Source organism: Fusibacter sp. QWL-12 (genome assembly GCF_058683495.1).
This window is the reverse complement of sequence record NZ_CM178745.1, coordinates 900,735-927,325: the sequence shown is the minus strand read 5'-3', so window position 1 is coordinate 927,325 and position 26,591 is coordinate 900,735. Positions and strand designations below refer to the sequence as shown.

Sequence of the window (26,591 nt, the reverse complement as noted above, 5' to 3'; positions counted from 1 at the left end):
GTGGATATGAAAAAAATAAAACTTATTCGATCAATTAACTTATCCACAAAATTATGGATTTGGACAATGGGGTTAGTAATTGTAGCCGTTCTAATTACTGGAGTTGTGAACTACAATAGATCAATATTTGTCATTAAAGAAAAATATGAAGTGATTCTTAAGAATGCAACTGAGCTCAACATCGAAATGTTAAAGCTCCAAGAAACCGATATTTCAGACGGAGAAATAACCAAACTGGATGCGCAAAGGGATGCATTAAAAATTATTAAGAATCAAAACATTATTGATCTTGGTGAAAATGGCTATAATTATGTGCTGAATTCTGGTGGTGAGATGATTTATCATCCGACACTAACCGGTCAAAATATCCTTCATACGATGGATTATAGTTCACCACCTAAAGCCTTTATCGAAGAAATCATCGAAACGGCAAAATCGGGTGGTGGTTTTGTCACGTATAAGTGGATGAATGAAGCAACTGGAAAACTGGATGAGAAATTGAGCTATGTCCAGTATTTTGAACCTTGGGACTGGGTGGTTGCGTCTTCGACCTATCTGAGTGATTATAATCATGTGGTTATGTCAATTTTAAATGAGGGAATTAAAGCCTTTGCAATTGTTTTAATACTCCTATTTTTTGTGATTCAGCTTTTCTTTACTGAGATGATCGAGCCTTTAAATGCAACTGTAACTGCTATGGAAGCATTAGAAAATGGGGAACATTTTCTAATCACCGATACCAGCCGAAAGGATGAACTTGGCAAGCTCACGAGAGGCTATAATCGCATGGCAAAGGCGATTAAGGAAAACGAAGAAGTTTTATTAAATCGCAATGAAGAGTTGGCTGAAGCCAATACTGAAATACAAGCACTGTACCAACAAATGTTAGCATCCGAGGAAATGCTTCGATATAATTACGATGAGCTTGCTAAATACAAACAGGCTTTGGAATCAGAGCAGGATAACTATCGAAGAGTTATGGCTGCAAGTAATGAAACCTACTGGCAGTATGCCGTTGCGGAAAATCTAGTTACATTAACTAACTTAAAGCGGAAAGGACAAACAGAGACCTTCGATTTTAGCCACTTAATCGAAATGATTCACGAAGAAGATCGCGAGCTATTAACCCAAAATTTAGAGGGCAACTTAGATGTACCTATTTTCAATATTAAATTGAGATTTTTGATGGAATCAGAAAATGAGGTTTATCATTGGCATCAGATGATTGGTATTCGAGAAGAAAACCTAATCTTTGGTTCATTAACAGACATTCATCAGGAAGTCATCAATCGAGAGCGAATCGAATTTTATGCATTTCATGATCCTGTACTTGGACTCTATAACATGGACTTTTTCAACGATACCATTCGAAATACGCTTCACTTTATTGACGATGAGGAAAAACATGTGCTTTTAGTAGTTGGGGTTGTGGGCTATGCAAGACTGTTAAATGCTTATGGTAAGAATCTTACTGACATCATGGCTTTCCAATTAAGTGCCGAAGTAAGTGCGTTTTTCGATACCGCGGATTATATTTCGACGCTTCACAGTGGTCGATTTGCAGTATGGATGAAGTGCGATCATCCGGATGATTGCTTAGGTGATGAAATAAGAAAATTTGAGGAAATGGTCGTAGAGCGCGTTGGAAAATTTGCTAACATAGAAATGCCAATCGATTTGGCATTTGGCGCAACGCTTATTGGAAGGGATCATACTGAAACCACCAGCGCTATATCGGAAGCGGAAACTGCCTTTGAGAGTGCAGTTGCGACTGGTAATTTTCATAAGATTAATTGGTATGACGCATCACTGAAAGATGCAAAAGAAAGAATGCTTACCATCGAGCAGCAGCTCATCAAAGCACTTGATAAAAATGAAATTTATTTGGTTTACCAGCCGCAATATGAAACCTTTGATAGTCCGAAAATCAAAGGTTATGAAGCGCTTGTAAGATGGCACAATGAAACCCTTGGCAATGTCCCTCCAATTGAGTTTATACCTTTTTCTGAAGATGTGGGCTTAATCAACCCAATTGGTCGGTTCGTCATTAAGGAGGCAGTTAGCTTTGTTGGGGAGCTTAAACGGAAAGGCAAATTGGTAAGTGTGTCTATTAACGCTTCATATAAAGAGCTTTTACAAATTGACTATGTGTCTTATCTACTCAGTCAAGTTGAGGCAAATGACGTTTCTGTATCTCAAATCCATATTGAAATTACAGAGTCTATGATTTCTGAGTATATTGATATCGTCAGAGAGAAGCTGACAGAGTTAGTTGCATTAGGTTTTGAAGTGCATATGGATGACTTTGGTACAGGGTATTCCTCTCTCTATCAATTGGGTAAAATGCCCGTTCAAGTCCTTAAAATTGACAAGAGTTTTGTTTGGGCGCTTGAGACAGATGACAAGATGCGTTATTTAACTGAGCTTATCATTAATACCGCCCATCAAATGTCACTTAAAATCATTGCGGAGGGCGTTGAAACCATTGAACAGTACGAAGCTCTTAAGCGTATGGGCTGCGATTTGTATCAAGGCTACTTGTTCTCAAAACCACTGAAGGCGGAAGAAATAAAAGCAAAGATATAGAAGCAAAGATATAGCAAAAGATATAATATTAAAGCAAATATGTCACATATAAATAAAAGGAGAACTTCAATTCTAAAAATAGAATTGCAGTTCTCCTTTTTAATTAGCAGATACATGAGAATCTATACTATAATTGACTGTCCCAAAGTAGGTATTGATCTAGATAGTTAGAGAGAATCGTAACGCTACCCGACTCAAAAGATCTGCGAAGTGTTAAGTCACTGTTTTTCAACATAGAAAAATGAGGATCACCATGCTTCTTATTTGGAATCGATATCAAAAGGTAGTTTATATCATTCTGTTTTAGTCCATGGAGATAATCGGTCAAAGTATCTTCAGGTAAGAAAGGATCATTTTGATATTCGACGATACACACAGGTGGAAGACCTTTCGATGGTTTACAATAGCTGTATTTAGACCAAAATGAATCCGTTGGTGTTCTCCTGCCTGACAGTGCCGAAAAGGTCATTTCCATTCCCGAAAAAGGAATCAGTGTTTTTAGATCAAGTATTGGATAAAGTAGACAGATAGAATGAATTTTTAATTCCTTAAAGCTGGCATGTCGATCGCTCTGAACACTGCAGAACGATTGTGTGATTAGATGTGCCCCAGTGGACCATCCCATAAGCCTAAGTTTTCTGATATCAACTCCATAGTTAGGTGCGATTTGTTCGATATATTTTAGCGCTGCATTAAATGCTTCAATTGGCTGAGGCATTTGAGCAAATGGTGCTTCAACACCATGATAGAGAACAAAACAGGTATAACCTCTCGCTAGAAACTGAAGCACAATAAATTCAATTTCTTTTTCTTGTGTGCTGATATAGCCACCACCTGGACAGAGTAGCACAGCAGGTGAAAGTGAATCGCTTTCAGTTGAGGGACCAATCACCCTAAGCTCTGGATATGAAAGTGATGGATGCAGTGAATAACGGACATCAAACATGATGTAACCTAACCTTTCTTATTCAACTTGCTTAAATATCTATAAATGGTCGCCTCTGAACTATCTAAAACCATTGCTGTCTGGCTAACAGCGCCCTTCATAAGAAAAAAGTTGTCCTCGCCAAGCTTTTCTACAACCTTCATTCGCTCAGAAGGCGATAGCCTTGATGGATCAACATTTGGATCCCCTGATGCTTCTATGGCATATTTGAGGATTAATTCTCTCGGTGTGGTTTGCAAACGTTCTAGCTCGATGGTATCGGTATGTGCCTCCGAAAGGCTTGGCAGAAATGCCATACTTTGTAGTAACTCTGCTGCTTTTTGATATCTTGAAACATCTGTATTAATACATAAAACCGCTCGTGGATTGCCGTTTTTATCTAGAATGAAGTAAGTATTGCCACGAAGTGGTGTCTTATCCTTTGCATAAATAGGGTGCTGATTGTAATAAGGGGGAGCATCGTTACCTTTATCTTTCAGTTTTGAAACTGCAAATCCAGTGAGTGGATCGCCAATTTTAGTGCCACTAACATGTCCGTTGTGAACAGCGACAACTGATTGGCGCAGATCATCTAAACTGTATAATATTATTTCGGTTGCATCGTCAAAACAACCGGATAAAAAAGTAACCAGATGTTTGTAAGGGGTAAAATCGAACTCTATAATAAAATCACCTCATCTAAAAAGTATTATTAACAACATTGTAGCATCTGTTGGATTCTTTTGTAAACGACTTGTACTTTTGATTCTTTTAGTGTATTATCAAGGTGTAATAAATTTTTATCACTGTAATAAATTATTTGAAAACGGAGGCCAATATGTCACAAATTAAGCATCCTGCTGAACCATTTAAGATTAAAATGGTAGAACCACTTTATAAAACCACAAGAGAACATAGAGAAGAAGCTCTAAAGGAAGCTGGTTACAACCCATTTCTTTTAAAGTCCAAAGATGTTTATATCGACCTTTTAACGGATAGTGGAACAGGTGCGATGAGCGATAATCAATGGGCTGGAATCATGCTTGGCGATGAAGCTTATGCAGGTAGCCGCAACTACTTCAACATCGTTGATGCGGTTCATGACATTTTTGGATATGAGTATATCGTACCGACACATCAAGGCCGTGGTGCAGAGCAAGTTCTTTTTCCAATAATGATTCAACCAGGTCAATACGTGCTTAGCAATCATCATTTTGATACGACAAAAGGGCATGTTGAACTCGCTGGTGGTAAAGCTAGAAACTTTTTAATTCCAGAAGCGGTAGATACAACGACTTACTATGACTTTAAAGGTAATTTTAATATAGAAGCAACTGAAGCATTTATCGAAGAAGTTGGTGCAGAAAATGTTGCGTTTTTAATCATGACCGTTACAAATAACTCTGCTGGTGGTCAACCTGTTTCTATGGCTAACATGAAAGCGCTTAAGAAACTTGCAGATAAATATCAAAAAATGATCGTTATGGACTCAGCTAGATTTGCAGAAAATGCGATGTTTATCAAGCAAAGAGAAGCTGGTTATGAAAATCATAGCATAAAAGATATCATTAGAGAGATGTTTTCTTATGCAGATGTATTGACGATGAGTGCGAAAAAGGATGCTATTGTTAACATGGGTGGTATGATTGCAGTAAAAGAAAATGAAGAAATTTTTAAAGCTGCTCAAGTAAGATGCGTACCGATGGAAGGCTTTGCAACTTACGGTGGACTTTCTGGAAGAGATATGGAAGCGCTTGCTAGAGGTCTTTATGAAGGGATCGAAGAATCTTACCTTGAATATCGATTGGGTCAAGTTAAGTACCTTGGTGACAAGCTGATGGAAATTGGCGTTCCAATTCAATATCCAACGGGTGGACATGCGGTATTCGTCGATGCAAGAAAAATTTTACCGCATATACCTGGTGACCAGTTCCCTGCACAAGCACTTTGTAATGCGCTCTATTTAGAATCTGGTGTAAGACCGGTTGAGATTGGCTCGTTCTTACTCGGTAGAAATCCAGAGACTGGTAAGCAAGAAGAAGCTGCGCTTGAACTAGTTAGACTAACGATACCAAGACGTGTTTACACACAAAGCCATATGGATGAAATCGTTGAAGGATTTAAGCGCGTTATGGAAAATAAAGACAAGCTTGTTGGCTTGACGTTCGACTATGAACCACCTGTGTTAAGACACTTCCTAGCGAGATTAAGACCACTTAAATAAATGCTTTAATCCAAATGCGATAAGTATTTACAATATCAAAACTAATGATTTAAATGCTTGAATTTTTAAATGAGCTAGATTTTAATCATACTAAAATTAAGGAGAAGTTCCCGTCAAATATTTGAAGGGTACCTTCTCCTTTTTTATTTTGATGTCATATTTGATTTGATTGCTTAATTCTATTTATTTTTGTTTCCCGTTCTAGTTCTATTGCGTTTGTTTGATTAAGTTTAAAATAGCCACAGCAGCTGTGACAACATCAGGATGAAATTGCTTGCCTGAGGCTTCAAGTAAAATTTGAATGGCCGCCTCATGTGTCATTGCTTTACGATAAGAGCGTTCGGATGTCATAGCATCGTAAGCATCTGCGACTTGAATGATATGCGCACCATATGAAATTTCATCGCCTTTCAAACCTTGCGGATAACCACTGCCGTCAAAATGTTCATGATGCATATAAGTCATCATGACGATGTCATTAAAATCGGACAGATTGTTCAGAATTTTTTTTGAGTTTTCAGGATGCTGTTTAATCTGATCAAACTCCTCAACCGTCAGTTTTCCAGGTTTATTTAATATATCATTTGATATGCCAATTTTCCCTACATCGTGTAGGAGTGCAGCAATCTTAAGCTTTTCAAGCTCTCTTGAGGGGAGTTGAAGTGCAGCGCCAATCCATTCGCTATAAAGCATTACGCGTCTTGCATGACCTTCTGTATATGGGTCTTTAACTTCTATCGCAGTTACAAGGGACATAATAGTCTGGTCATAGAGACGTTTTTCATGATCGTATCTTAACTTCAATGCATAATGATTGGAGATAGATTGTGCATAAAACTTTAAAACATCTTGGCATAACTTCGAATATGGTGTATTTACAAATTTTTCAAGACTGATGAGTCCAATAATTTGACGATCATATACCAAAGGTGCATAAAGAGACGTAAAATCTTCGTAAGTACCTAATGCTTTAAAAGTGCGCAAGATTTCCTCAGAAAACTTAGAATCATCTCTTTTCGAAATGTAGTTTTGGTAAGCTTTAATGTGATCAATATCATGGCATTCGAAGCCAATGAACAAATCCATATCGGTGAAAGAGAGACGATTTAAAATAGTAAGATCATATCCTTTCGCACATACTGGACGATAGGTACCCTCTTGAATTATGTATATAGATCCCTTTTCTGCGTCTGGTATTAACTCAAATGCTGATTCTAACGCACGCTTTAGGAACGCTTCATTTGAAAGCTCATGTGTGTCCACAAAAGTGTTGACCAAAAGTGATAATTTTTCATAAATTTCTTTCTTGTCGTTAGTTTTCATATAGACCTCTTATAATATTTTCATCATCATTATACCATTGGCTAAAAGGTGATGCACTAGTGAATCTTACCTAATTGTCAGGTTGTGTTATCCTTTTAACCTTCTTTCGGTTGATTTGTAATAAAAAGGGTAATAGAAAGATAATTATGAGTAAGTATAGAATAATCAGGAGGTGAATATGCAATTAAAGTCAATTTCAAGTAAATTATTACTGGCTTTTTCTGTCATTATACTCGTCATACTCGTCGTTCTAGTAACCGTTACAATCATAAATGCAACCGAACAAAAGAACAATGCGCATCAGCAATTGGTTGATTCCACAAATCTTTTATTAGAATTAATCGATAAAAAAGCACTTGATGCTGAGGGCATCGCATTAGCTTATTCAAAAGATCCTAGAATCATAGATGCTTTAAAAGCAAAAGATAGAGATAGGCTCCTTGAGATTATTTCACCAATTTTTGAAGAGCTGAATAAAGGCATTGGTTTATCGGTATTTGAAATCGGAGATTCTCAAGGTGCTGTGTTCTTAAGAGGGCATAATCCAGAAAAATATGGAGATGATAAATCAAAGGTTGAACCTATTGCGCTAGCGCTTCAAGGAACGGCCTCACACGGAACCGAAACGGGCAGCTCAGGGATTGCCATCAGAGCGTTTGTCCCTATTAAACAAGGTGATCAAGTTGTTGGCACCCTTCAAGTTGGCTTTGCAGATGACTTTTTTGAAAGTTACAAAAGGGTATCAACTTTAAGAGTAGATTTGTTTGATCTTGAAAAATTGCTGTACACAACCGCAGTTTCGCCAGAACAACCGGTGGGAACGCCTATAAGTCAATTTGATCCAGCAGACATGGACAACTTGAAAACTGCTTTTTCTGGGCAAGAACAAGACGTGAGTCAGCTTGATGAGCTTCACTATTATTTGCCAATCTATGAACCAACACATACAAAAATAATTGGTGCATTTAAGCTAACCTATAATTTAAGTACCATCAATGCTATGATTTTGCAAATGATGGGAATCAACGCAGTTCTTTTAGTGTTGATCATAGGTATTATTATTTTTATTATTGTGACATTTAATAAAACTCTGTCAAAACCAATTAAAGAGTTCACTCACATTATCAATAAAATGGCGGATAATGATTTTACTACGACTCAGATTGACAATGATTTTGCACTAATGCAAAAGGATGAAACGGGTCAACTGGGAAGAGCAATCATTTCAATGACGACGTCAATAAGAGCGATGATTCAATCGCTGAAAGCAACTTCTGATGTGTTGGCGAATAAGTCTGAGCTCTTAGGTACGAATGCTGAATCTGGGTCAAATGCGATTAATGATATTAACATGGGTTTTGGTGAGTTTTCTGAGGGCATTCAAGAACAGGCACAGGATGTAAGTCGAAGCGTTAATTCACTGCATCAACTGGCAAAATACTTGGAAAAAAATCAGGAGATATCAGATAGAATCTTTGAGAATACAAAGAAGGTTGATGATAGTAGATTGGTTTCAGAAGAAAGACTTTCTGAGATGACCATTGAGTTCAAAGGATCAGTAGAATCCACCACAGAGCTTCGTGGAACCGTAGATGCTTTGCTTGAACAGTCACAAGAAATCAGTACGATTCTCAGTGTGATAACAAGTATTGCTGAACAGACAAATTTACTTGCCTTGAATGCCTCAATTGAAGCGGCAAGAGCGGGAGAGCACGGTAAAGGATTTGCTGTCGTCGCAGAAGAAATTAGAAAATTAGCTGAACAAACATCACGATCCACAGCTGATATAAAGAATATTACAACCTCAATAGTGGGCAATATTAGTACTGCAAAATCTGGCATGGATATTTCCACAGATCGTTTGATGTCTGCAAATCAGAAATTAGAAGAAGTGAATCAAGCACTTAGTGTAATTTCAACAAATGTTGGTATCACTTATGAGGATGTGGAAAAACTCATAATGCTCAATACTCAAATTAGTGATGCTGAGGGCAAGACATCAGCTGCACTTGAGTCTATTTCAGCAGTTATCGAAGAAAGTGCTGCAGCTGCAGAAGAAATATCTGCGAGACTGGATGTTCAAGATGATATGATCAAAGCCATAGCGAAAGAAGCGAATGATTTAGAAGGTATAGCTAAAGCGCTAGAGGAACAAGCAAAACAATATCGAATCTAGAAAACACTTAAGGCTAATCCATTAAACAACAGGATTAGCCTTATTTATTAACCACAATCTTGCTTGTATCAAAATCTGAGGAATGGATGTCCAATGCTTGTTTTTAGTTTAGAGTAAATACCTCGCCATATCAAATAGATACTGATCAATATCGGTTTGCTTATGGAAGATTGCATATAAATCCTCTGGTGTCTCTTTTCGGTTTGATTTCACCCATTGGGTTAATAAGGCGATACTCGTGGCAGCGCGCATTTCTAAAAAATATTCATAGTGTTCAATGGTAACTTCAGGGTATTGGCTTCTTAGATCGTCCACCATTTTAATAAAGGAACGCTTTAAAATGTCTTCTCTACCAATGAGGATTAATAGTTCAATCACTTCAAAATGCGAGTACCAGTAGCGAAAGAATGGCAAGAAAAACGAACGCTGCGGCGATTCTTTGTGTGCAAAGGAGCTCAATACTCTTAAAAGATATTCGCCGCACTCAGTGTAGGACTGATCTGATTTATAGCTGAGCACGTCTTCTATAGAATCAAAGTTTCTATAGAAGGTTGATCGACCAATTTTGGCTTGATTCACGAGTTCAGTTACGGTAATTTCTGCATATTTTTTTTCTGACATGAGCTGTTTTAAGGCTTCATAGATAAATTCACTCGATTGAATAGAGCGCTTATCTTTTTTTATATGATACATAGTTCCCCCTAGTGTCTCTTATGGTTTAGGAGCATTGACACGCTTATATGAATAGTCTATATTATTATCTGTTACGATACAAGTGTCATGTAAAATTTAAGTTAAGAAACATTTGACTCGAAAGGAGGCTAACGATTGATACGTTTATCTGAATGGATCGTTAAGCACAGACATAAGTTGTTGATTTTGTTTATCATATTGGCAATTGTGGCAGGTTATGCACAGCAATTTGTCGTTACTAACTATGAGCTATCCCATTATTTAGGGAAGGATATGGCTTCAGTGGATGCGTTAGATGTTATGAAGGGTGAGTTTGGATTGCCCACAAGTGTCAGAGTCATGGTAAGTGAGGTTACCTTATTTCAAGCGAAAGCGATGAAAGACAAGATAGCTCGAATTGATGGCGTCGATCAGATTATATGGCTTGATGATTATGCCGATATCTATCAACCCATTGAACAGATTTCAAATGATGCGATAACATCTTATTATCGAGATGGGCATGCACTTTTTTACGTCTATTTCACTGAAAGTGATTTTACTGAAAAGACTGGTGCTGCCATCGAAGAAATAGAACGAATTATTGGTGAGAATGCTTATGTATTCGGATCGGCTTCAAGCAGTCAAGACGTTGTAAATGCAACTGAGGATAGTGTTGCATCACTGACACTTCTCTTTATCCCTATCTTACTCATTATCTTACTTTGGTCGACCACATCGTGGATAGAGCCTGTTTTATTTTTAATGACGTTGGGGGTTGCAATATTACTAAATGGTGGTACTAATCTGTTACTTGGAAAGGTATCTTTCATCACACAGAGTATGTCAACGGCATTGATGTTGGCGATATCTATGGATTATTCTATTTTCTTACTTCATAGATTTGCTGAAGAACGTGAAGAAGGACATTCTGTTGAGCTTTCAATGAAGCATGCGATTCAAAAGTCATTTGGTTCCATTGTAGCAAGTTCGGTGACAACCATTGCAGGCTTCACTGCACTTTTGCTCATGAAATTTACCATTGGTGCTGACATGGGAATGGTCTTTGCTAAGGGGATTATATTCAGTCTATTAACGACCTTATTTTTATTGCCGGCGTTGACAATTCTGTTTAGTAAAGTCATTGATAAAACACATCATAGAAGCTTAATTCCATCCTTCAAATGGATTGGAAGAGGGGTTTATAAAATTAGATATATCAGCTTTGTTTTGGTTTTGATTGTCATTGTACCTGCTTTCCTTGGTCAGCAGGCAAACACTTTCTCATATGGGGGCTCATCGATCTCAGAAGAGGTAGGGAGCAAATCTTATATCGCTAAGCAAGCGATTGAAGCGGTATATGAACCGTTTAATCCGATTATTTTGTTAATACCTTCTGGCGAACCTGTTAAAGAGGCTTTATTGCTGGATCAAATTAAAGCCATCTCTACAGTGGAATCCGTACAGAGTCTTGGGACTTTGGTGGATGATAAAATTCCAGTAGATATTTTACCAGATACGGTTCAGTCAAACTTTATCAGTGCCAATTATCACCGTTTAATTATTGCACTCAACACGCCTGATGAAGGAGACTTAACTTTTGGTACGATAGATGAAATTAAAAGGCTCTCAGATGAAATGTTTCCGAATGCTACCAAACTTGCAGGACAGAGTGTCAGCCTTTACGATATAAAATCAGTGGCATCAAAGGATAATATCACTGTCAGCTTAGTGGCAATCGTCGCAGTTGCTATGATTATCTATTTGACGTTTAAATCAAAGCTGTTGCCGATTTTACTCGTGCTCTCTATCGAAACTGCCGTGTTCCTCAACATGTCAATTCCTTACTTTACAGGCTATAAAATGAGCTTCATCGGTATGTTGGTTGTTTCTTCACTTCAATTGGGTGCGACGATTGATTATGCCATCTTAATGACATCGAGATATCTTGAAAGACGTTTGTCACATCCACCAAAAGAGGCGATGATCTTAGCGGTTGATGATGCGGGCGGTTCTGTTCTAACTTCTGGAATCGTATTGACAGTAGCAGGCTATGCGATTGCTATGACATCAAGTGTGCAAACCATTAGTGAAATGGGTGAGCTCATCGGAAGAGGTGCGTTTCTAAGTATTATTATGGTATTTACATTATTGCCATCGGTTCTGGTTATTTTTGATAAATTCTTTATCAAAAGACAGCTTAAAAGAGGAGGCATAAAACATGAAGCTTATGAAGAATAGATTTGTTAAGCAAACCATTGCTATTTTCACTGCATTTGGTCTCGTTATATCTGGAATGGGACTAGTGACCCTTGCACAAGAAGTGAAGGGCAATAAGGATGAAACGATTTACTTTGATTTGAATGCAAATGGACGACTAACCAAAGCCATTGTCGTTAATGCGTTTGATATGGAAAATCAATCAGATAATCAAGAATTGATCGACTATGGTCAATACACTGATGTGATTAATCTGTCGACGCTTGATCAGACCAGTATTGATGAAGATAGGGTCAGTATCTCTATTGGGCAATCTGGTATGGGTATACCAGAGCGACTTTATTATCAAGGTACGTTAAAGGACCCGGTAAATCCATGGGTAATAGATATTCATTACTTTTTAGACGGTATGGAGGTAAGTCCAGAAGCACTTTCGGGTGCCAAAGGAGCGTTTGAACTTCGAGTTGACGTGAAGCCTAACCCGATTTCATTAAAGCGATTTGCAGATCGCTATACACTTCAAGCAGTGGTTGTTCTAGATACACAGGTAGCAAGTCACATCGAAGTTGAAGGTGCGACTATTGTTACAGTTGGTAGTAACAAACAAATCGCGATGACCGTATTACCAAAGCAAGCACAATCTTGTACGATAAAAGCAGATATTCACGATTTTAAAATGGTGGGTATATCCATGACGGGCACAGAACTGTCATTGGGGTTAGACATAGATACAAAAGCAATCACAGATGGTGTGACAGAAATGGTAAATGGCTCCAACGAACTGGTTAAGGGGACACGCCAACTTTTAGAAGGCATGGAAGAAAGTGCTTCTGCAGTTCAGTCACTTAATACAGGTATGAGTAAAATTGTCTCGAGTGGTAGTGAACTTACATCTGGAAATGATCAAATAGGAAATGGAATCGAACAACTAAAATCAGCTAGTGAAGCAATCACTGGTGGCATTGATGGCTTAGGGCAGCAATTTGCTTCTGTAAGTGAAGACAGTGCAGCTATTGCATCACTTGCAACTCAGTTGTCACAAAGTGAAGATCAAAGTATCCAAGCTTTGGCTAAAGCATATTTGGGGCAACAGATGCTAATCGACGGCAGCAAAGGTGCATTAGGTGAACTCTTGTCAGGAAGTCAAGCGTTAACTACTGGTCTGGATCAACTCAGTACTGCACACTCAGGTTATACAGACGGTTTTCAATCCTATCTTGTGGGAATTGATAATTTCAGTGCGGCATTGTCACGATTTAATACAAGCTTCTCAGAAGTGCCTAGCTCAGTGGATCAACTTTTGGAAGGACAAATTGCATTAAACAATGGTTTGATAGAAGCACACAATCAGCTTACTGAAATGCTGGATCAACTGCCTATTCCTGACGATGAAGACGGTGCAGCCATCAACTCATTTGTAGACGATCGCAATACACCAAACAGCGTACAGTTTATTATGAAAACGCCAAGCATCGATTACGAAATTGCTAAGGACATCCAACCGATTAAAGAAGAAAAAAAAGGATTCTGGAATCGCGTAAAAGCGTTGTTCTAATAAGAGCTATTAAAACATTCTGATAGAAAATTGAATTTTACTTTGTCTAAAGGCAAAAGCGTTATTTTTTAATAACGCTTTTTTTTAGGTCACAAACTTGCTTGTGGTAAAAGGTGAGGACTCGTTGTCCGAAAATTTTCATTAAGCCACTAATTTACTTGTGGAAAATCTAAAGCCTAGATGCATGAATATTATTTTGATTTTAATGTTACTTTAAAAGAAATCAAAAGTTTAAAAAAAATTTCCCATATAACACCCCTATACATAAGCATTTTTCAGAAATGTGGTTTTTACTGTATTCTGGGTATAAAGAAAACGCCAATGTTTTTCTTGACAATGTGAAACCGGTTTCCTACAATGAGGATGGTGGGAGGTGATTCTACGGGAAAGGGAACTAAAAAAGAGATCAAGCAACAGATTTTGGCAGATTCAGCGCAACTGACATCTTTGTATTTAAATCTTTACAAGGATTCCGAAAAAGAGTTTGATGCGCTGTTAGATATAATGACGGATGCCATTTGGCAGAGGCGAGCTGCTTTAAGGAAGCTCGATATAGAGGAGACAAAATGGGTTAATTCCGCTAAAACCATCGGGATGATGCTTTATGTCGATCTCTTTGCTGAAAGTATTGATGGGTTTATAGATAAACTCGATTATCTTGAAGCTTTGGGCATTACATTGATTCATCTGATGCCAATCTTAGAAAAACGTGTAGGTGAAAATGACGGTGGTTATGCGGTTAAAAACTACAGGGAAATCGATCCGCAGATTGGTGACATGGCTCAGTTCAATCAACTCGTCAGTCAACTACATAAACGAGGGATGCGCGTATGTATTGATTATGTCATCAATCATACGGCAAATGACCACGAATGGGCGTTAAAAGCCATTGGTGGCGAAGAAAAGTATCAAAATTATTATTGGTTCTTTGATAATGAGGAAACGCCGATGAGATTTGAAAAGACGTTAAATCAGGTTTTTCCAACTGTAGCTCCTGGAAATTTCACTTATCTTTCAGAAGTTGAAAAATGGGTAATGACGACTTTCTATCCATTCCAATGGGACTTGAATTATCAAAATCCACTTGTACTAAACGAAATAATCGATATCCTATTATTTTTAGCCAATCAAGGTGTCGATATGATTCGACTCGATGCGATACCTTATATTTGGAAAGCGCTCGGAACCAATTCACGCAATATGCCAGAGGCACATCAGATTTTAAAGATTTTTAGAGAAGTCATTTCAATTTGTGCACCATCAGTCGCGCTTCTCGGTGAAGCCATAGTAAGTCCTGAAACCATATTGACCTATTTTGGTGAAGCATCTAGTCCAGAATGTCACGTTCTCTATAATGCAAGCTATATGGTCGAGATTTGGAACGCTATTGCAACGCGTGACGCAAGGCATATCGCCTTGATGCCTCATTTTGATTCCAAAAGAGGTGCAAGCTGGATCAACTACGCGAGATGCCATGATGATATTGGGTGGGGACTCGATGAAAACAGAATTCACCAGCTTGGGTTTGATTTTTATGCACACAAGAATTATTTAATTGACTTTTATTATGGCATCCTAAAGGATAGTTTTTCATCAGGTGAATTATATGAATATGATCCTATCACAGGAGATGCGCGTAATTCTGGTACCTTAGCCAGCTTAGCTGGACTAGAAAAAGCTTTGGCAACGAATGATCGTTATATGAAGGAACTCAGCTTTAAACGAATTGAGCTTATTCATGCGCTTTTTATCCTGAAGCAAGGCATACCTATGATTTATGCAGGTGACGAGCTAGGACAATTGAACGACTACTCATATAAAATGGATAGTCACAAAGCACATGATTCAAGATGGTTGCATAGAGGATCTCATGAGATTCGTCTACTAACCGGTGGTAACAAAATTCATAGGCTTATCTATGAACGCATAAAATCGCTGATCGCATTTCGAAAGAATCTTTTGGCGAGTACTGAAATCCTAGAAGAAAGACTTTTTCATATTGGAAATGAACATCTTTTAGGTCGAAGCTGGAAGGTTGACCATCCAGATCAACCCTTTATTCAGCTGTTTAATTTTTCTGAAGACCGTCAATGGCTCTATACATCAGACCTAAAGCGTAACAATTGGCATGGTATCTGGGTGGATCAACTGACGGGAAAAGAGTTCAATTTTGAAGAAAATACAATTCTTTTGGGACCTTATGAATATTTTTTACTAAAGTACAAAAAATAGTATTGCATTTGTGAAACCGGTTTCCTATAATAGAATTGACAGATTATTTAAGATTGAATCTGGGTATAGTACCAAATGGTGAACTTAATAAAATCCAAAAGGGGGATTAAGATGAGAAAGAATTTAGCGTTACTTATGGTATTTGTGCTAGTTATTTCAATGTTCGCTGGCTGTGCTAAGAAGGAAGAAGCACAAGAAGTCGTTATTTATCAAAACAAGGTTGAAATCAATGATCAATTAACCGCATTTGCAGCAGCATATACTGCAGAAACTGGTGTTAAGGTCACTGTTAAAACATCTGGTGGTGATACACCATATGCTGAAACCTTGAAAGCAGAGTTCCAATCAGATCGTCAACCTGACATCTTCGTTATCGAAGGTTTAGGGGGGTACAAAACTTGGGAATCTAAGTTAGTACCATTTGAAGGCGATGAATGGATTAACCTTACTGACCTTGAATTTGTCGTAGATGGCAAAGTTTACGGGTTCCCAGTAGCAGTTGAAGCTTGGGGTATGGCATATAATGCTGACTTACTCGCGAAAGCTGGCGTTGATCCTGAGAGTTTAACTTCTCAAGCAGGCTACCAAGCTGCATTTGAGAAAATTGATGCTATGAAAGACGAATTGGGAATCGATTCTGTTGTCGCTATGGCAGCTGGTCCTGATATGAGATGGGTTACTGGTCTTCATAACTTCAATGGTTACTTGTCAGCAGGTTTACCATATGGCGATACGACTGTTTTAGATAAACTCAACAATGGTGAAGCCGATATGGATCGCTTAACACAATATGCAGATTGGGTAGAATTACTATTCCAATACTCAGACAAAACGGTCTTATTAACAGGTAACTATGATGCACAAGTTGGACAATTTGCAACTCAAAAATCTGTCTTCATCCATCAAGGTAACTGGATTGATCCATGGTTGGTATCAAATGGCGTTACATTCCCTATGGCATTTGCCCCACATGCATCTGTTGCAGGCACACTTGACAGTATCTTTATTGGCGCACCTTCGTTCTATGTTCTTAACAAAGACAGTAAAAACCTAGATGCAGCTAAAGCATTCTTAAACTACATGGCTACAAATGAAAAAGGCCACGATTATATGGTTAACCAAGCGAAAATGGTTCCTGCGTTTAACAACGTTACTTTAAAACCGGATACACCACTTTCTGCAAACGTTACTGAATGGCTTGCAAAAGGCAAAATGTACACTTGGTTACAAAATGACATGCCAGATGGATTTGGTATGGGAACAATTGCACCAATCTATGAAAGCTTCGCTAAAGGCGATATCTCCAAACAAGAATTCATTGATCAAATCGCAGCGAAGATTGCTGAGCTTAAATAGAGCTTTGTAATGAATAGAAAAAGGGTGTTTCAAACACCCTTTTTTTTATAAGTTGCAAATGAACGGATCGGTGCTTGTGCCTAGAAGGAGAGAATATGAAAAAACAGAAGAAAGATACACTTGTATTTTGGTTGTTTCTCGCTCCAGCTCTGATTTCATTTGTGGTGGTTGTAATTGTTCCTTTCTTCATGGGAATCTATTATTCGATGACCGATTGGACTGCCGTTGCAGGCATTACCCCAAATTGGGTTGGACTTGACAACTATAAGGATATGTTCTCGAGTTTAGAGTTCAGATATTCTTTTATTAGAACTTTTATTTTCACACTTATTAGTGTGATTTCAATTAATGTCGTCGCTTTAACGTTTGCATTTCTAGTGACGCGTGAAATTCGCTTTAAAAATTTTTACAGAGCAGGTTTCTTTATTCCAAATCTTATCGGTGGTTTGGTACTCGGTTATATATGGCAGTTTATTTTTAAAAGTGTCATTCCAGCAATTGGTGGCTTACTTGGGATTAATTTTCTCGAAGAACTCCTATTGTTATCCGATCCAAACTTAACTTTATTTGGACTAATTCTTGCTTTTACATGGCAATATGCTGGTTATATTATGATGATTTATGTGGCAGCACTTTTAAATGTACCGCAAGAGTTATTAGAAGCGAGTGAAATTGATGGTGCAAACTTCTGGCAAAAGCTTTGGAATATTACCATTCCTATGATTGCTCAGGCGTTTACGATCACTTCATTCTTAACCCTCATCAATTCATTTAAGCAGTATGATATCATCGTCGCCTTAACCAATGGTGGGCCAACAGATCTGTATCAAGGGGCAGTCGTCAACTCTACAGAGCTTTTAGCGATGCATATTTACAACATTGCATTTAAGTACAATAGAATGGCTGAAGGACAGGCGAGAGCAATTATCTTCTTCCTTGTACTGTCTGTGGTCTCCATCGGTCAGGTATATTACAACAAGAAGAAGGAGGTGGAAATGTAATGGGCAGAAAGAAAATTGTCAAAGGACTTTTAACTTTAGTGACCATCGTTTTGTTTCTTTTAACGATATTCCCATTCTTTGTCGTATTAATTAACTCAGCTAAAGCCTCTTTAGAGATCATAACGGATCCTATTGCGTTTCCGGCAAAATGGTCACAGCTGTTTACAAATATTAAAACCATTTGGACGAATCCAAGTGTAAAATATGCCTCAAGTGTCTACTATTCAGCGATTATCACTGCATTTTCATTGATTTTAATAGCAGTTACCTCTGCAATGGCAGCATGGGTATTGGTAAGAAGAAAATCCAGAAGCTCGACGATTATATTTTTAATTTTTATAAGCGGTTTGATTATTCCTTTCCAAGTGGTTATGTTCCCACTGGTGTCGTTGTTTAGAAACATCTATGAAGTGACTGGGATCAGGATGCTTAGAACGGTGCACGGTATGATTTTTGCTTATATTGGCTTTGGTGCACCACTTGCTGTTTTCATGTTCCATGGGTTTATCAAATCGATACCGTTTGAACTTGAAGAAGCTGCTTTAATCGATGGTTGCTCAAAACCACAGATCTTCTTTAAAATCATTTTACCGATACTAAAACCAATATTTGTAACCATCAGTATTTTAAATGCAATATGGATTTGGAACGATTTCCTATTACCATCGCTCATCCTAGGTGTTGGACAAGATGTTCAAACGATTCCGTTAGCGATACGGGCATTTGCAGGCTCCTTCGTTAAACAGTGGGACTTGATTATGACTGCAGTACTTATGGCGGCATTCCCGATAATTGTTGGCTTTATAATAGGACAAAAACACATCATCAAAGGTATGGTATCAGGCTCCATCAAGTGATATAGTCTAATAAGTAGGAATATTTATGAGACGTAATAGTTATGGAGGTAGATGTGAAAATAACGATCAACGAGATAGCAAAAAGAGCAGGTGTTTCAAAGGCAACGGTTTCGAGAGTGCTCAATAATTCGAAGCCTGTTAGTGACGAAATTCGTTCTCGCGTATTAGCGGTTATTGAAGACACCAATTTTAAACCCAATGCAGTGGCTAGAAGTCTGTCACTTAGAAAATCTCATCTGATCGGCATTATCATACCTGATTTATCGAATCCTGTTTTTTCTAGAATCATCTCCGGTATCGAATCGCAAATTAGAAATTTAGATTACTCACTTCTAATTACAGCAACAGATTTTGACATAGATATGAAAATTCAACACATTTACATCCTAAAGGACAAGGGTGTAGATGGCTTGATTCTCGTGACAGATCATGGCAATGAACAGTTTTTTCAGGCGATGCTTGATTTTGAAAAACCAATTGTCATGATTGGCTCAGAAAGCTATGTTAAAACGATACCTGTGGTTAGAATAGACAATTATAGCGCTGCAAAAGAAGCCACTGAGTATCTGCTCAGCTTAGGGCATAAGCAGATTGGGATGGTAAGAGGTCCACTCACTGACCCTCAGTCAGGACTTGAACGCTTTTTTGGTTACAGAGATGCAATGGTAGCAGCGGGCTACTATGATGAATCCCTTGTAGCAGAAGGGTGGTATTCCTTTGATGATGGGTATAGAGCAATGGAGCTCCTGCTTTCGAAGAAAAAGGCAGTTACAGCTGTATTTTGTGCCTGTGATCTTATGGCAATTGGCGCGATTAGATATGCAACTGAGCAAAGGATTAACGTACCAGAAGAAATTTCAGTTATTGGATTTGATGATGTAGACGTCGCTAGGATGTATGCACCATCGTTAACGACCATCAAGCAACCGTTTGAAGAATCCGGAGAGTTGGCCATAGACGAGTTGATCGAAATGATTGAGAATAAAGATCGTCCGATAAAAAATAGTCATCATATTCTTAAACATCAGCTCGTGGTAAGAGAGAGCACGATTGAGATTAAGAAGTAGGACTGTCGATGAGTCGATTATAGGTTAAAGCTGTAATTAATTTGGGAGGATGAATATGGCAAACGTAAGCATTTCAAATTTGAATAAAAAATATCCAAATGGCTTTCATGCAGTTAAAGACGTCAACCTTGATATAGCCGATAAAGAGTTTATGATCTTGGTTGGACCTTCTGGTTGTGGTAAAACAACCACACTTCGTATGATCGCTGGACTTGAAGATATAACCAGTGGTGAGATGAAAATTGGCGATATGCTTGTCAACGATGTTTCACCTAAAGATAGAAACATCGCAATGGTATTCCAAAATTATGCGCTCTACCCACACATGTCCGTCTATGACAACATGGCATTTGGACTTAAACTTAAAAAAACGCCTAAGGCTGAGATCGATGAGCGTATCAATAAAGCCGCTCGTATTTTAGATATTGAGTCGTTACTTAAGCGTAAACCAAAGCAATTATCAGGTGGTCAGCGCCAACGTGTCGCGCTTGGACGCGCAATTGTTAGAAAACCAGAAGTATTCTTAATGGATGAGCCGCTTTCAAACCTAGATGCAAAACTGCGTGTGCAGATGAGAGCAGAGCTGATTAAGTTACACAATGATTTACAAACGACTTTTATCTACGTTACTCATGATCAGACCGAGGCCATGACGATGGGAACTAGAATCTGTGTTATGAATTCTGGTGTCGTACAGCAAGTAGCAGATCCAAGAACGATCTATAATAGACCAGCAAACTTGTTCGTCGCTGGCTTTATCGGTGCGCCTCAGATGAACTTCTTCCCAGGAAAAGTCATCGAAGGGAACATGGTAGAAGTAGAATCACAAACTTTTAAATTAAATGACGAACTGAAAGAAGCTGTAAAAGCGAAAAGTAAGACAAATGCAGCGGTTACTGTGGGCATTCGTCCTGAAGACATTCGCTTAGGCACTGAAAGTGAAGGCATCTTGGCAAAAGTTGAAGTTACTGAACTCTTGGGTAGCGATTTGAACGTTTACTTTAAAATTGGTCAACGCAACTATATTCTCAAAACTGAAGCCTCGCGAGGCGTAAAAATTGGCGATGACATCTATCCAGTATTTAACTCAGACAAGATTCACTTATTTGATACAGAAACGGAATCGTCACTTCTCTACTAAAGAAAAGACGTATCCGAACATAAGGTTCGTACACATCAAAGCGCTTTAGTGATAAAGCGCTTTCTCAAATAATAGGAGAAAAGCATGTGGAAATTAATAACAGATAGTTATAACTTTTTAAATCAAGCTTATGAAGAAAGCTTATATATGGTAGGCAATGGCTATATTGGTGTTCGAGGTAATTTTGAGGAAGGTTATGCGGTTGGTGATAGTATTAGAGGCACTTATATCAATGGTCTCTACGATCGCGTACCTATGATTCACGCTGAAATGGCGTATGGTTTTCCTACAGTTCAGGACAAACAGCCAAGAATATTAGATACACAAACCTGTCAAATCCTACTCGATGGCGAACTAGTACTGCTCGTAGATGGGAAATACACTGATTATCACAGAGAACTAGATTTCCAAAGTGGTGAATCGACACGTCACTTCAAATATTTTACGAATCAAGGAAAGACAGCAGAAATTACATTTAAAAGATTGGCATCTTTAAAACATGTGAATTTCTTGCTATATCAGGTCGAAGTCATCTATGACGGTGAAATAGAGTTAATTAGTCTGTGTGATACAGAAATCCAAAATTATGCCAATCCCAACGATCCTAGAACGGGACAAGGACATACCAAACTAATGGATTTGGTTTCATTAATAGCCGTAGATCAAAGTGTCTATGCGTTAATGCAGACGCATACAACAAAAATTGAGCAGGCGGTAGCCATAGGACATACGATCCTTCACACACAATACGGGACCATGGAGCATGAGAAGAACGAAGGTAAGCTCTTAACAAAAATAAAAGGCTACGGACATATTGGACTTGAGAAAAAATGTGTTTTTACAGATGGTTTGAGATCCACATCGCCTTTGGAAACAGCCCGTGATATGCTTGATTACTATGCGGGGAAAAACTATGACGTTTTTTTAGAGGAACAAAAGGAGTATCTTGATGAATTTTGGTACCAGTCCGGCATCGAAATCATAGGTGATCCGGATGCACAACTTGCGGTTCGAATGATGCAGTATCAACTGCTACAGTCTGTTGGGGTGGATCGATTTTCTAATGTAGCCGCTAAAGGGCTTTCTGGTGAAGGTTACGAAGGGCATTATTTCTGGGATACAGAGATTTACATCCTTCCAGTGCTTCAGTTGAGTCAGCCTGCAAAAGCAAAGGCATTGCTCAGCTATAGGCATCGACTTTTACCTTTTGCAAGAGAACGCGCACAACAGTTGGGACACTCTAAAGGTGCAGCTTTTGCATGGCGGACGATATCGGGAATAGAGTGCTCAGGGTATTTCCCTGCTGGAACCGCACAATATCACATCAACTCAGATATCGCGTATGCGTTTATTCAATATTTTCTTTACACACAAGATTTAACCTTCATGGCGGAAAAAGGCTTTGAGGTAATCTTGGAAACGGCTAGGCTGTGGCTGAGTATCGGTCATTATGTAGATGGTAAGTTTCACATACATGATGTAACTGGACCAGATGAGTACACCGCAATCGTCAACAACAACTACTACACCAATGCTATGGTGAAATACCATCTGTATTGGACCTACAAGATCTTTCAATTAATGGAAGAGAGTCACTCTACGACAATTATTCATCTTTTTGAAGACTTAAAACTTCGATTGGCAGTTGAACAGGTTGAGCTCAACGAAATGCTGATTGCGTCAGAAAACATCTATTTTCCTTATGATCAATCAAGAGGTTTATTTGCACAAGATGACTCGTTTTTAAACAAGCCACATTGGCCAAAGGAAGAAGCGTATTCGAAAAGACCATTGCTTCTCCATTATCATCCGCTTACAATTTATCGTCATCAGGTAATCAAGCAGGCGGATACGGTATTGGCGCATATGCTACTCGAACAATACGCAACGGAAACCGATATTGAAAATGGTTTCAATTATTATGAATCGGTCACCACACACGATAGCTCGTTATCAAGCTGTATTTATGGGATTATGGCTTCTCGTGTGGGACAAAATGAAAAAGCCTTTGAGTATTTTGGCGAATCTCTGATGCTGGATTTAAAAGATACGCACAAGAACACAAAGGATGGACTCCACATGGCAAACATGGCTGGATCAATCTTGAGTGTTACTGCTGGATTTGCAGGGCTGCGCATCGATGAAGATTACCTACAATTTCGACCGCAAAAACCTGCAAGCTGGGAAGAGTTTTCCTTTAAGCTTCATTATCGAGATCGATTGATTAAAGTCACCGTTGGAGAGGACTTTAAAGTTACTTTATTAGAGGGCGAAGAGTTATATATTAAAGTTTGGGACCAAGTTCATTTGATAGAGCCTGAACAGCCAAATTATAAAGCAGTCGTCTTTGATATGGATGGTGTATTAACTGAAACCAGTAAAGCGCATTACCAGGCTTGGGTAGATTTAGCCACAGAGCTTGGTTTTGAAGTACCAGAAACACTAGAGGATGAAGTAAGGGGCATCTCAAGAATGGATTCTCTTGAAATTGTTTTAGGTTATGGCGGTTTAACTGATGCTTATACTGAAGAAGAAAAAGAGGCTTTAGCCACTAAAAAGAATGATATTTACCTTTCGTATATCAGTGATTATTCGCCACTTAATTTAGCACCAGGGGCATTTGATTTACTGATGATGTTGAAATCAAAGAAAATAAAAATTGCACTGGCGTCAGCGAGTAAAAATGCGCCGATGCTCTTAAAGGCTATGGGAATTGAGAGCTTTTTCGATGTGGTGGTAGACCCATCGTCCATTGAGAATGGAAAACCAGCTCCTGATATTTTCCTTAAAGCAGCAGAACTGCTAAGGCTGTCACCTAAACTTTGTATCGGCGTCGAGGATGCTTATGCGGGAATTGAAAGCATCACCTTAGCAGGCATGACACCGCTTGGAATCGGTTCAAAAAACGTCCTTTCAAATTGTGAAATGGTATTTAGTGGACTCGATTCGTTACAGCACTTTCTCATTAATCATTTGCTATAAAACTCTCATTTGTAAAAGGTCCATTCGGCGGAATGGGCTTTTTGCATTTTAAAGATGTGGCAATTCATAGGGAAGTCCGTTAACCCAATAAAATTTGTGGTATCATTGAGTTATACTTACTGATAAAGGAGAATTGCGATGGCTTCAAAATTAATCTATGTAGCGGATGATGAACTCAATATAAGAGAGTTAATTAAGTCATTTTTGATGAGTGCCGGTTTTGAAGTCAAGGCATTTGCAAATGGTGATTTGCTTTATAAAGCATTTTTAGAAGAACAACCAGACTTAATCGTTTTAGATATTATGATGCCTGGAACAGATGGGCTGACCCTCTGTACGCAGATCAGAGAAAGATCAATAGTCCCGATCATTATTGTTTCAGCACGTGATAGCGAGCTGGATCGAATTACTGGAATAACCATAGGGAGTGATGACTACCTTGTCAAACCCTTCTCACCAGTGGAGTTAGTCGCTAGAATCAACGCACTCTTTAGAAGGATGGCGTTTGATAATAAAGCCGATGATCTCAAATCTGAGATTTCGTTTAAGGATATGGTCATCAAACCAAAGACGAGAGAAATTTTATATAAAGGTGACGTAGTTGATGTATCACCAACAGAGTATACTTTTTTACTCTACTTATTTGAGCATCAAGATCGAGCGGTTTCTAGAGAAGAACTGTTAAAAAACGTATGGCAATTTGAATCTCAAGTTGATACGAGAGCAACGGATGATGTCGTAAAACGACTTAGAAAAAAATTAGCAGCGACAAATGTCCGAATTGAAGCCGTATGGGGCTTTGGGTTTAAGCTCGAGGAGGCAATAGATGCAAGCGAAAAATAACAAGAAAAAAAAGACGGGCCTAAGTGAGCGTTTAACGATACCCTTTATTCTTCTAATCGTCAGTATGGCAATTGTGGTATTTTTTGCATTTAATATTGCCATGCGTGCCTATATGAAAAAAGCAGCACACGATCAACTTTTAGAAACTCGAAGCACCGTTGTAACACTACTTAGAAAAGAATTAAGTGATGAGCTATTGAATGCCGAGGACTCAGATGCAATTACAGCTAAGTCACGTGCTTTAATTGTGGCACTTAATAGCGCTATAAAAGTGACGCAAAGTGCATCGAATTCAGAAATTGCGATTTTGGGTGCAAATGGGCGACTGCTTTTACCGAGAGACGAAACGCTTATTGCAAGTTTGGAGCAAGCCATCACAGCGGTTCAAACTAAAATAACATCTGGAGTTGATACTGAAACCTTTAATCTGAGAGATCAAGGTGTGAACTTCTTGGTGAGCTATGAAACTTTTAATGAATCAAAATTAGCATCAAGAACCCAATATCTCGTCATCGTGGCATCGCTTGAGGGCATGGAAAAGCTCGTAAGACGAATCAATATTCTTTTAGTAATGATAATGGCAGGTGTCACTATTTTAGGTGCTTTAATCGCGAGCTCAGTGGCGAGTAGAGTAACCAAGCCTATGAAAGAAATATCAAAATACAGCAAACGTATTATAGAAAGTGACTATACACCACTCGTATTGGAAACGCATACAGATGAGCTGGATACACTGATAGAAGATTTGAATCAGATGGGAGAATCGCTAGAGATTAAAGAACAAACAAAAGTTGATTTTCTTCAGAATTTCAGTCATGATTTAAGAACGCCACTGATGTCCATTCAAGGTTATGCGGAGGGGCTTGTCACTGGTGTATTTGAAGACCCTCAAAAGCCTGCACAGATTATTGCAAATGAGAGTCTCAGATTAAAGCATCTCGTCGATCAGTTGATTACACTATCTAGGTTAGAGTCCAGCGGTTTAAAGGTACAAAGTGATTCGCTTGAGCTTTTTGATTTCTTAAATTTACTTGTTGAAAGACATGAAGGGGTTGCAACTCAGACACACAAAAAAATCGTTTTGAATTGTCCAAAAGACTTAAAAATAGTAACAATAGAAGATCATCTAGAAAAAGCAGTAGGTAATTTGCTTTCAAATGCCATAAGATATGCTGAGTCGCATGTAATTATAGATGTGACCACACAAAAAAACAAAGTGACCATCACTATTCAAGATGATGGTCCTGGAATCTCTGAATCTGTTTTACCGCAGATATTCGATCGCTTTAGCAAAGGAAATGATGGCAATTTTGGTCTTGGAACAGCAATTGCGTATAAAGCGATTGAACAATTGGGCGGGACACTTACAGCAAGAAATCACAGTAAAGGCGCTGTATTTGTGATTGAGCTAGCGTCACTGGGTCTATAATG

At 38.5% G+C, this 26,591-nt stretch carries 18 protein-coding genes and 1 pseudogene; 14 read left to right on the top strand and 5 right to left on the bottom strand.

Translation table 11 applies throughout. From position 1 onward, the window contains the following. Nucleotides 1–6: 6 nt before the first annotated feature. Nucleotides 7–2,586 (top strand): EAL domain-containing protein, encoded by a 2,580-nt coding sequence (locus tag AC4PID_RS04840; protein WP_492134437.1) that lies wholly within the window; start codon nucleotides 7–9, stop codon nucleotides 2,584–2,586. Between the two features lie 127 nt (nucleotides 2,587–2,713). Here the strand turns inward: AC4PID_RS04840 and AC4PID_RS04835 are convergent, their stop codons facing one another. The 3 genes and pseudogenes from AC4PID_RS04835 to AC4PID_RS04825 all read right to left on the bottom strand — a co-directional run. Next, a complete protein-coding gene (locus AC4PID_RS04835; RefSeq protein ID WP_492134436.1) occupies nucleotides 2,714–3,532 on the bottom strand; it encodes an alpha/beta hydrolase in 819 nt (272 codons plus the stop codon). Between the two features lie 8 nt (nucleotides 3,533–3,540). After that, nucleotides 3,541–3,828: a helix-turn-helix domain-containing protein gene (locus AC4PID_RS04830; protein WP_492134435.1), complete on the bottom strand. Its 288-nt coding sequence runs from the start codon at nucleotides 3,826–3,828 to the stop codon at nucleotides 3,541–3,543. A 57-nt stretch (nucleotides 3,829–3,885) separates the two neighbouring features. Continuing rightward, nucleotides 3,886–4,122, bottom strand: a pseudogene (locus tag AC4PID_RS04825) (PAS domain-containing protein); the annotation flags it as partial. 236 nt (nucleotides 4,123–4,358) lie between these two features. Between AC4PID_RS04825 and AC4PID_RS04820 the strand changes: the two are divergent. Further along, nucleotides 4,359–5,735, top strand: coding sequence for a tryptophanase (locus AC4PID_RS04820; RefSeq protein WP_492135359.1), 1,377 nt, complete (start codon nucleotides 4,359–4,361; stop codon nucleotides 5,733–5,735). A 207-nt stretch (nucleotides 5,736–5,942) separates the two neighbouring features. Here AC4PID_RS04820 and AC4PID_RS04815 read toward each other — a convergent pair whose 3' ends face one another. After that, nucleotides 5,943–7,058: an HD-GYP domain-containing protein gene (locus AC4PID_RS04815; RefSeq protein ID WP_492134434.1), complete on the bottom strand. Its 1,116-nt coding sequence runs from the start codon at nucleotides 7,056–7,058 to the stop codon at nucleotides 5,943–5,945. 178 nt (nucleotides 7,059–7,236) lie between these two features. On the opposite strand from AC4PID_RS04815, the gene AC4PID_RS04810 reads away from it, so the two are divergent. Beyond that, nucleotides 7,237–9,234, top strand: a complete 1,998-nt coding sequence (locus AC4PID_RS04810; RefSeq protein WP_492134433.1) for a methyl-accepting chemotaxis protein — start codon at nucleotides 7,237–7,239, stop codon at nucleotides 9,232–9,234. Nucleotides 9,235–9,342: 108 nt separating this feature from the next. Here AC4PID_RS04810 and AC4PID_RS04805 read toward each other — a convergent pair whose 3' ends face one another. Continuing rightward, nucleotides 9,343–9,927, bottom strand: a complete 585-nt coding sequence (locus AC4PID_RS04805; protein ID WP_492134432.1) for a TetR/AcrR family transcriptional regulator — start codon at nucleotides 9,925–9,927, stop codon at nucleotides 9,343–9,345. Nucleotides 9,928–10,062: 135 nt separating this feature from the next. On the opposite strand from AC4PID_RS04805, the gene AC4PID_RS04800 reads away from it, so the two are divergent. The 11 genes from AC4PID_RS04800 to AC4PID_RS04750 all read left to right on the top strand — a co-directional run bounded on the left by AC4PID_RS04800 (nucleotide 10,063) and on the right by AC4PID_RS04750 (nucleotide 26,589). Beyond that, nucleotides 10,063–12,147, top strand: coding sequence for an efflux RND transporter permease subunit (locus AC4PID_RS04800; RefSeq protein ID WP_492134431.1), 2,085 nt, complete (start codon nucleotides 10,063–10,065; stop codon nucleotides 12,145–12,147). Next, a complete protein-coding gene (locus AC4PID_RS04795; RefSeq protein ID WP_492134430.1) occupies nucleotides 12,128–13,681 on the top strand; it encodes a hypothetical protein in 1,554 nt (517 codons plus the stop codon). Before AC4PID_RS04800 ends, AC4PID_RS04795 begins: the two co-directional genes overlap by 20 nt. Nucleotides 13,682–14,038: 357 nt before the next feature. Further along, entirely contained in the window at nucleotides 14,039–15,913 is a 1,875-nt protein-coding gene (locus tag AC4PID_RS04790; RefSeq protein ID WP_492134429.1) for an alpha-amylase family glycosyl hydrolase, read from the top strand. A gap of 111 nt (nucleotides 15,914–16,024) precedes the next feature. Next, on the top strand, nucleotides 16,025–17,269 hold the full coding sequence (locus AC4PID_RS04785; RefSeq protein ID WP_492134428.1) for an ABC transporter substrate-binding protein: 1,245 nt from the start codon (nucleotides 16,025–16,027) through the stop codon (nucleotides 17,267–17,269). A 95-nt stretch (nucleotides 17,270–17,364) separates the two neighbouring features. Then, nucleotides 17,365–18,270, top strand: a complete 906-nt coding sequence (locus AC4PID_RS04780; protein WP_492134427.1) for a carbohydrate ABC transporter permease — start codon at nucleotides 17,365–17,367, stop codon at nucleotides 18,268–18,270. Next, nucleotides 18,270–19,127, top strand: coding sequence for a carbohydrate ABC transporter permease (locus AC4PID_RS04775; protein WP_492134426.1), 858 nt, complete (start codon nucleotides 18,270–18,272; stop codon nucleotides 19,125–19,127). Before AC4PID_RS04780 ends, AC4PID_RS04775 begins: the two co-directional genes overlap by 1 nt. A 53-nt stretch (nucleotides 19,128–19,180) precedes the next feature. After that, nucleotides 19,181–20,194 (top strand): LacI family DNA-binding transcriptional regulator, encoded by a 1,014-nt coding sequence (locus AC4PID_RS04770; protein WP_492134425.1) that lies wholly within the window; start codon nucleotides 19,181–19,183, stop codon nucleotides 20,192–20,194. Nucleotides 20,195–20,249: 55 nt separating this feature from the next. Beyond that, complete coding sequence (locus AC4PID_RS04765; protein ID WP_492134424.1) at nucleotides 20,250–21,335, top strand: ABC transporter ATP-binding protein; 1,086 nt, start codon at nucleotides 20,250–20,252, stop codon at nucleotides 21,333–21,335. An 84-nt stretch (nucleotides 21,336–21,419) separates the two neighbouring features. Beyond that, nucleotides 21,420–24,317: a beta-phosphoglucomutase gene (gene pgmB / locus AC4PID_RS04760; protein WP_492134423.1), complete on the top strand. Its 2,898-nt coding sequence runs from the start codon at nucleotides 21,420–21,422 to the stop codon at nucleotides 24,315–24,317. Nucleotides 24,318–24,455: 138 nt separating this feature from the next. After that, nucleotides 24,456–25,160 carry a response regulator transcription factor gene (locus AC4PID_RS04755; RefSeq protein WP_492134422.1) on the top strand — a complete coding sequence of 235 codons (705 nt, stop codon included), beginning with the start codon at nucleotides 24,456–24,458 and terminating at the stop codon, nucleotides 25,158–25,160. Further along, a complete protein-coding gene (locus AC4PID_RS04750; RefSeq protein ID WP_492134421.1) occupies nucleotides 25,144–26,589 on the top strand; it encodes a sensor histidine kinase in 1,446 nt (481 codons plus the stop codon). The genes AC4PID_RS04755 and AC4PID_RS04750 overlap by 17 nt, the downstream gene beginning before the upstream one ends. The last annotated feature ends 2 nt before the right edge of the window (nucleotides 26,590–26,591 follow it).